The following is a 7872-nucleotide window of genomic DNA, read 5'->3' on the forward strand; positions in this document are numbered from 1 at the left end:
GTAGATCCGTCTGCATTCAGCGAAATCGTTATGCAGACGGTAAGATAAGAGAATTGCTTGGCTGAATTTTGATCATTCCTGCTGAAATCAGCGAATTAAGCAAAACATTGGCACTTAATCGCACCTTCCCTAGTCCATCTAAATGAAGTTTCAGATTTCACCGGATAACTGAAAGATAAATTTGAAATAGCTTCGCGAAGCAGTGGTTGCCTACTGTATACAAAAACAACACTTTAAAGCCGCTAAACGTCACCTTTTTCTGAAGCATATAGTAAGCATGTAACTTCCGTTTAGCGCAGAAGAAAACAAAGGCGCATGCACTGCTTGGGCCCCTAAAAACCAACAGTGACTTAGCGTCATTGTTACAATTAATTTACGCAATAATGGAGAAACACACGTTAAGCACCATCAACGTGTTTTTCTGATGCGCCTTTTGAAGAACAAATAAGCCAGTAAACATTATAAATAAAGTAAAATTTCTTAGCGCTGAAGCAGTTTAGATATAACAGGCTCTCTGAGCTTTTAAGAAATTAATCCTGTTGTCTGATAGGTGCTAGAAGTAAGCGCTCAATACTGCATTAAACTTTCTGTACAGTTTTCCTGTACCTATCCTGTACCCAGCCCTGAAACGAAAAAAGACCCTACAAGGGTCTTTCTTATAAAGCATTAATTTTAAACAAAAATAATTGGTCGGGATAGCGGGATTGACTCGTCGTTTCACTCCTCACCCTTCGGGCCATCGCCAAAGGCAGGCGATGTTGTCTCGCTCCGCTCGGCTGTACCAAATCCCGCTTCAGCAAGACATATAACAGACACAAAAAAACCGGCAATAAGCCGGTTTCTTTTATATCTAATTGGTCGGGATAGCGGGATTTGAACCCACGACCCCTTGCACCCCATGCAAGTGCGCTACCAGGCTGCGCTACATCCCGACACTGTGAGACCGAGGTCTCGATAAGAGGTGGCTATATTACGCCAACCCTCGGCTTCTGAAAAGGGCTATTGTGAAGTTTCTTACAACTTTATTTCACTGATTTCAGCAGCTTACGAATATCTTCAAGCTCGGTAATCGTCTGACGAATCAACTGCTTGTAACGGGCCGTGTCATCGACCGCCTGATCGCCACTCAGCCATTGCCGGGCACCACTGATGGTATAGCCCTGGTCATGGAGAAGCCCCTGGATCTGGCGAATAATCAGCACATCCTGGCGCTGATAGTAACGACGACCGCTACGTTTTACCGGTTTGATCTGCTCAAACTCCTGCTCCCAATACCTCAGTACATGCGGCTTGAGCTCACACAAACGCGCTACTTCACCGATGGTGAAGTAGCGCTTTGTGGGAATAGCTGGCAGATCATCCGAGACCAGATCAGTCTCCTTCATAGGCCTCAACGCGTTCTTTCAGTTTTTGCCCCGGACGGAAAGTCACGACTCGGCGTGCAGAGATCGGTACCTCTTCACCGGTTTTCGGGTTGCGCCCCGGACGCTCGCGTTTATCACGCAGGTCAAAGTTGCCAAACCCGGATAGCTTTACCTGTTCATTTTCAGCCAGGCTCATACGGATCTCATCAAAGAAGGCTTCCACCATCTCTTTTGCTTCCCGTTTATTAAGTCCCAGATCTTCGTACAGGCGCTCAGCCATATCTGCTTTAGTCAAAGAGCCCATCAGAATCACCCCTGTCGATTAAACTCTTAATGTAGCACCAAACTGATTTTTCAGTGCAGACACAACAAAATCAATGACTTCGTTGATCTCTTCATCGTTAAGAGTGCGCGAAGGATGCTGCCAGGTCAAGCCCAGAGCGATGCTTTTTTGACCAGGTTCGACACCTTTACCCTGATAAACGTCAAACAGCGTCACCGCGGTGAGGAATTCTCCCCCCTGCTGCTGTGCTATTGCACGAATATCGGCGAAGGCAACGGACTCGTCCACCAGCAGCGCCAGGTCACGACGGCTCTCAGGGAACTTAGACAGACTGGTGAAGCGCGGCATGCCACCGTCCAGCAATACCGCCTGAATGATCTCAAACAGGAACACAGGACCGCTCAGGCCTAAACTCTTGACCAGTTCAGGATGCAACGCCCCCATATAACCAACGGTTTCGCCATTGCGTTTAATCGCTGCGGACTGACCGGGGTGCAGTGCCACGTGACGCTCAGCCACAAAGCTGAACTGGTCGGCACAGCCACCCAGCGCTAACAGTGACTCAACATCACCTTTCAGATCGTAGAAATCGACAGAGGCGGAATCAGCACTCCAGCCTTCAGACTGACGCGGACCACAGATCAGACCGGCAACCACGTTTTCCTGAATCAGTTGATCGCCTTCCGGCAAAAAGCGCTGACCACTCTCAAACAGACGCACACGGGGCTGCTGACGGTTCTGGTTGTATTGCAGCGCCTTAACCAGCCCTGGCCAGATCGTCGTACGCATTACCGCCATCTCCGCAGAGATCGGGTTCGCCAGCGCCTTCGCTTCATGTTTATCATCAAACTGAGCCGCCAGGCCTTTCTCAATAAAGCTGTAAGTTACCGCTTCCTGATAGCCCCGGCCAACCAGCTGTGAACGAACGCTCTTGATGGTCACTTTGGACTCATCATTGGCGATCATATTCAGTTCGGCAGTGGGCACTTTAACCGGCAGGTTGTTGTACCCATAAACCCGTGCCAGCTCTTCGATCAGATCGATTTCGATACTGATATCAAAACGGTAAGAGGGAACCTTAACGCTCCACTCATCGTCGCCACTGCGCTCCAGTGTCATCCCCAGACGGGTCAGAATCTCTTCGATCTCCGCTGCCGGCATGGCAAATGCCAGCACCTGATTCACTTTACTCTGACGCAGAGTCACGGTTGCAGCAGTGGGCAGACTCTCTTGCGCCACGGCTTCAACCACCGGACCCGCTTCACCACCGACGATATCTAACAGCAACCGGGTTGCACGCTCAGTGGCTTTGCTCTGTAACTGCCAGTCTACGCCACGCTCGTAACGGTGAGACGCATCGGTATGCAGACCATAGGAACGTGCCCGGCCCGCAATCGTAATCGGGTTAAAATAGGCGCACTCAAGGAAGATATCTTTCGTTGCAGCGGTGACACCAGTCGCTTCACCACCGAAAATACCGGCCATCGCGACCGCTTTCTCGTGATCGGCAATCACCAGAGTGTTGTCGTTCAGCTGAACTTCACTGCCATCCAGCAGCGTCAGTTTTTCACCGGCCGTTGCCTTACGCACCACAATACCGCCACTGAGGGTATTCAGATCAAAGGCATGCATCGGCTGACCCAGTTCCAGCAACACGTAGTTGGTGACATCAACCACCGGATCAATCGAGCGGATACCACAGCGGCGCAGTTTTTCAACCATCCACAGCGGTGTGGCAGCGGTCATATCAACGTTACGGATAACCCGTCCCTGATAACGGGGACAGCCTTGCGCATCTTCCAGTGTAATCGGGAAACTATCATCGATGGTCGCCGCCACCGGCTCTGCTTCAACGTAACAGACCGGCGCTTTGTTCAGCACACCCACTTCACGGGCCAGGCCGGTAATCGACAGACAGTCACCACGGTTAGGGGTCAGATCAACATCGATAACCGCATCATCAAGGCCCAGATAGTCACGCAGACAACTACCCACCGGGGCATCGGCCGCCAGCTCCATAATGCCTGCATGATCATCAGAGATACCCAGCTCATCATCCGCACAGAGCATGCCGTGGGATTCAACCTGACGCAGTTTGGCTTTCTTAATCTTAAACTCACTGCCATCCGGCGCACTCAGCACCGCACCGACTTTAGCAAAGGCCGTTTTCAGACCACCACGGGCATTGGGTGCACCGCAAACCACCTGAAAGGTTTCGCTGCCATCGGTGACCTGACATACCTGCAGTTTATCCGCATTGGGATGGAGTTCAGCAGAGAGAATCTCGCCCACCACCACGCCACTGAACTGACCGGCAACCGGCACAATCTCATCGACCTCAAGACCGGCCATGGTGATCTGATCCGCGATGCCCTGAGTATCTGTGGCAGGGTCTACCAGTTCACGTAACCACTTTTCACTGAATTTCATAATTCTGTTTTCCGAAAATTCTTAACTACTTTTAAACGACGTTATCCGTTTCTGATCAGTCAAACTGGCTTATTAGTTAAACTGACCCAGGAAACGCAGGTCGTTTTCAAAGAACAGGCGCAGGTCATTAACGCCATACCGTAGCATCGCCAGACGCTCTACCCCCATACCGAAGGCAAAACCGGTGTACTGCTCGGGATCGATACCGGAATACTCAAATACTTTCGGATGTACGATGCCGCACCCCAGCACTTCCAGCCACTTACCATCACCACGATCGATATCCACTTCAATCGAGGGTTCAGTAAACGGGAAGTAAGAGGGACGGAAACGTACTTTGACATCTTCCTCAAAGAACTCACGCAGGAACTGTTCCAGCGTACCCTTGAGGTCAGCAAAGCTGATATCTTTATCAACGATCAGCCCTTCCACCTGATGGAACATCGGTGAGTGGGTCTGGTCATAGTCGCAACGATACACACGGCCCGGACAGATAATCCGGATCGGTGGTTGCTGGCTCTCCATGGTACGTACCTGAACACCGGAGGTGTGGGTGCGCAACAGGGTGTTGGCATTGAAATAGAAGGTATCATGCATCGCCCGTGCCGGGTGATGCGAGGGAATATTCAGCGCTTCGAAGTTATGGTAATCATCTTCGATCTCTGGGCCTTCCGCCACGGAATAACCGATCCGGGCAAAGAACTCCTCAATCCGCTGCAGGGTTTTTGTCACCGGATGCAGTCCACCAAGTGACTGGCCGCGACCCGGCAGTGAGACATCAATGGTCTCTTCCGCCAGCTTCGCTTCCAGTGCCGCAGATTCCAGGTTTGCTTTACGTGCATTCAGCACATCCTGCAACGCCTGTTTCGCTTCGTTAATCTTCGCCCCTGCCTGAGGGCGTTCTTCCGCACTCAGTGAACCCAGACTTTTCAATAGCTGGGTAAGATGACCTTTCTTACCCAGATACTGAACCCGCACCTGATCGAGATCCTGCGCGCTTGTTGCCTGTTCTGCAGCCTGCTTACCTTGCTCAAGCAGGATTCCAATGTTTTCCATTTACCGCTCCAGATAAAAATAGGGGAAGAGTTTGCACCCTTCCCCTATTAAACGATCAGTTATTACCCTGTTATAGGTAAAGGTGTCTTACAGTGCAGCTTTAGCTTTTTCAACGATAGCAGCAAAAACATTTGCTTCGTGAACAGCCAGATCAGCCAGCACCTTACGATCGATCTCGATAGATGCTTTCTTCAGGCCAGCAATAAAGCGGCTGTAGGACAGACCATTGATGCGGGCAGCAGCGTTGATACGAGCAATCCACAGCGCGCGGAACTGACGCTTACGCTGACGACGGTCGCGGTATGCATACTGACCCGCTTTAATTACAGCCTGTTTAGCTACACGGAACACACGGCTACGAGCGCCGTAGTAACCTTTAGCTTTCTTCAGGATCTTCTTGTGACGACGGTGTGCAATGACACCACGTTTTACACGTGCCATATTTCTTTCTTCCTAACTTAGAATTTGTGGTTACTACGACTTAGATGTAAGGCAGCATGCGGCGGATCAGTTTCTGATCAGCTGCTGCAACTTGCAGCATTGGACGCAATTGACGCTTACGCTTGGTCGTTTTCTTAGTCAGGATGTGGCTTGTGTAAGACTGTTTGTGCTTAAAGCCTTTAGCAGTCTTTTTAAAACGTTTCGCAGCACCGCTGCAAGATTTCATTTTAGGCATTACTAAATCCCCACGCATTCGTTAATTATCTTTCGTCCGGATAAACAACAAAACCCGTACTTAACTCGCAGTGAGTCAGCACGGGCTTTACGCTTACGTCAGACTACTTTTTCTTTTTCGGAGCTATGACCATGATCAATTGGCGGCCTTCCATTTTCGGACGCTGCTCAACGACACCCAGCTCTTCCAGATCCTTTTCAATCCGGTTTAATAGCTGCATGCCTAACTCCTGGTGTGCCATTTCACGGCCGCGGTAACGTAGTGTTACCTTGACCTTATCGCCACCTTCAAGGAAACGTATCAGGTTGCGTAGTTTTACCTGATAATCCCCTATTTCCGTATTAGGACGGAATTTTATTTCCTTAACCTGCATCTGCGTTTGCTTCTTCTTCGCAGCATTCGTTTCTTTCTTCTTCTCGTAAAGGAACTTACCGTAATCCATCACCTTACAGACGATAGGATCAGAATCAGAAATCTGGACCAGGTCAAGGCCAACTTCTTGTGCCGCCTCTAGGGCGTCTTTAATAGGTACTACACCTATCTGTGTTCCATCTGGACCAATCAACCGACACTCGCGGGCGCTGATATTCTCATTTATAGGCGGCTTATTCCGCTCATTACGCCCTCTTCTGTTATCTCGCTTGATAGCTGTATCTCCAATCTATTAATTATTCTTTGCGGCCTTTCTGAGCAACATCCTGCTTCAGATGCTCGCAAAACTCTTCAATCGACAATGTGCCGAGATCTTCACCGGTGCGGGTACGTACTGCCACAGCGCCGGTTTCTACTTCCTTATCGCCGACGACCAGCAGATAAGGAACTTTCTGAATTGTGTGCTCGCGGATTTTAAAGCCGATCTTCTCATTTCTCAAGTCCGCAGAGGCAAAGAATCCAAGTTCTGTGAGTTTTTCTTCAAGTTCGCGACAATATTCCGCCTGTTTATCGGTAATATTCAGAATTGCCACCTGTTTAGGGGCCAACCAGGTCGGCAATGCGCCGGCAAAGTTTTCAATCAGAATACCGATAAAGCGCTCAAACGAGCCCAGAATTGCCCGGTGCAACATCACCGGCGTTTCACGATCACCGGATTCGTTAACAAACTGCGCACCCAGGCGTCCCGGCATGGAGAAGTCCACCTGAATGGTACCGCACTGCCAGACACGTCCCAGGCAGTCTTTCAGAGAGAATTCCACTTTAGGGCCGTAGAACGCACCTTCACCTGGCAGCTCATCCCAGTCCAGACCGGCAGCATCCAGCGCATCACCCAGAGCTTTCTCCGCTTTATCCCAGACTTCATCAGACCCTACCCGCTTTTCAGGCCGGGTTGACAGCTTGTAGATCACATCGGTGAAACCAAAGTCAGCATAGACTTCATGCAGGAAGTCGATAAAACGCGCAACCTCGTTCTGAATATCATTTTCTGCACAGAAAATATGCGCATCATCCTGAACGAAACCGCGCACCCGCATAATTCCATGCAGAGCACCGGACGGTTCATTCCGGTGACAACAGCCAAACTCTGCCAGACGCAGCGGCAGATCACGATAGGAACGCAACCCCTGGTTAAACACCTGCACATGACCTGGACAGTTCATCGGCTTAATGGCGAAATCGCGGTTTTCAGAATGAGTGGTAAACATCTCTTCTGAAAACTTATCCCAGTGACCGGACTTCTCCCACAGAGTGCGTTCAACCACCTGAGGGGTTTTAATCTCATTATAGCCATGCTTGCGCAGCTTCTGGCGCATGTACTGCTCGATCCCCTGATACAGGGTCCAGCCATCGGGGTGCCAGAACACCATACCCGGCGCTTCTTCCTGCAGGTGAAACAGGTTCAGTTGCTTGCCCAGTTTGCGGTGATCGCGTTTTTCCGCTTCTTCCAGACGGTGCAGATACTCTTTAAGATCTTTCTTATCGCCCCAGGCAGTACCGTAAATACGCTGCAACATCTCGTTATCAGAGTTACCGCGCCAGTATGCACCCGCCAGTTTCATCAGCTTGAAGACTTTAATATGGCCGGTCGAAGGCACATGAGGTCCGCGACAGAGATCGATAAAATCACC

Annotated in this window: 8 protein-coding genes, 1 tRNA gene and 1 other RNA gene; all 10 read right to left on the minus strand. The window is 50.3% G+C overall.

Translation table 11 applies throughout. The features are described from left to right. Window positions 1-687 precede the first annotated feature (687 nt). A non-coding RNA gene (locus tag Q0499_RS10975) (RtT sRNA) lies at window positions 688-808 on the minus strand. Between the two features lie 47 nt (window positions 809-855). Then, window positions 856-932: transfer RNA gene (locus Q0499_RS10980), tRNA-Pro, on the minus strand. Window positions 933-1022: 90 nt separating this feature from the next. Continuing rightward, window positions 1023-1385 carry a MerR family transcriptional regulator gene (locus Q0499_RS10985; protein ID WP_299199248.1) on the minus strand — a complete coding sequence of 121 codons (363 nt, stop codon included), beginning with the start codon at window positions 1383-1385 and terminating at the stop codon, window positions 1023-1025. Next, entirely contained in the window at window positions 1372-1668 is a 297-nt protein-coding gene (gene ihfA, locus Q0499_RS10990; protein WP_091357359.1) for an integration host factor subunit alpha, read from the minus strand. The genes Q0499_RS10985 and ihfA overlap by 14 nt, the downstream gene beginning before the upstream one ends. A gap of 18 nt (window positions 1669-1686) precedes the next feature. Then, entirely contained in the window at window positions 1687-4077 is a 2391-nt protein-coding gene (gene pheT / locus Q0499_RS10995; RefSeq protein ID WP_299199251.1) for a phenylalanine--tRNA ligase subunit beta, read from the minus strand. Window positions 4078-4149: 72 nt separating this feature from the next. Beyond that, entirely contained in the window at window positions 4150-5133 is a 984-nt protein-coding gene (gene pheS / locus Q0499_RS11000; RefSeq protein ID WP_299199253.1) for a phenylalanine--tRNA ligase subunit alpha, read from the minus strand. Between the two features lie 87 nt (window positions 5134-5220). Then, on the minus strand, window positions 5221-5574 hold the full coding sequence (gene rplT, locus Q0499_RS11005; RefSeq protein ID WP_091357364.1) for a 50S ribosomal protein L20: 354 nt from the start codon (window positions 5572-5574) through the stop codon (window positions 5221-5223). Between the two features lie 40 nt (window positions 5575-5614). Then, a complete protein-coding gene (gene rpmI, locus Q0499_RS11010; RefSeq protein ID WP_091357366.1) occupies window positions 5615-5809 on the minus strand; it encodes a 50S ribosomal protein L35 in 195 nt (64 codons plus the stop codon). Between the two features lie 103 nt (window positions 5810-5912). Then, entirely contained in the window at window positions 5913-6455 is a 543-nt protein-coding gene (gene infC, locus Q0499_RS11015) for a translation initiation factor IF-3 (protein ID WP_299199259.1), read from the minus strand. Window positions 6456-6477: 22 nt separating this feature from the next. Then, window positions 6478-7872 (minus strand): threonine--tRNA ligase (gene thrS / locus Q0499_RS11020; RefSeq protein ID WP_299199256.1); only part of this gene is annotated, 1395 nt, incomplete at its 5' end.

Origin of the sequence: uncultured Amphritea sp. (assembly GCF_937127095.1) — a bacterium.
GTDB lineage: Bacteria > Pseudomonadota > Gammaproteobacteria > Pseudomonadales > Balneatricaceae > Amphritea.

Bases quoted from the DNA above. Each gene is read 5' to 3' on its own strand.
- Q0499_RS10985 (WP_299199248.1), bottom strand. From the start codon at position 1,385: ATGAAGGAGACTGATCTGGTCTCGGATGATCTGCCAGCTATTCCCACA.
- ihfA (WP_091357359.1), bottom strand. From the start codon at position 1,668: ATGGGCTCTTTGACTAAAGCAGATATGGCTGAGCGCCTGTACGAAGAT.
- pheT (WP_299199251.1), bottom strand. From the start codon at position 4,077: ATGAAATTCAGTGAAAAGTGGTTACGTGAACTGGTAGACCCTGCCACA.
- pheS (WP_299199253.1), bottom strand. From the start codon at position 5,133: ATGGAAAACATTGGAATCCTGCTTGAGCAAGGTAAGCAGGCTGCAGAA.
- rplT (WP_091357364.1), bottom strand. From the start codon at position 5,574: ATGGCACGTGTAAAACGTGGTGTCATTGCACACCGTCGTCACAAGAAG.
- rpmI (WP_091357366.1), bottom strand. From the start codon at position 5,809: ATGCCTAAAATGAAATCTTGCAGCGGTGCTGCGAAACGTTTTAAAAAG.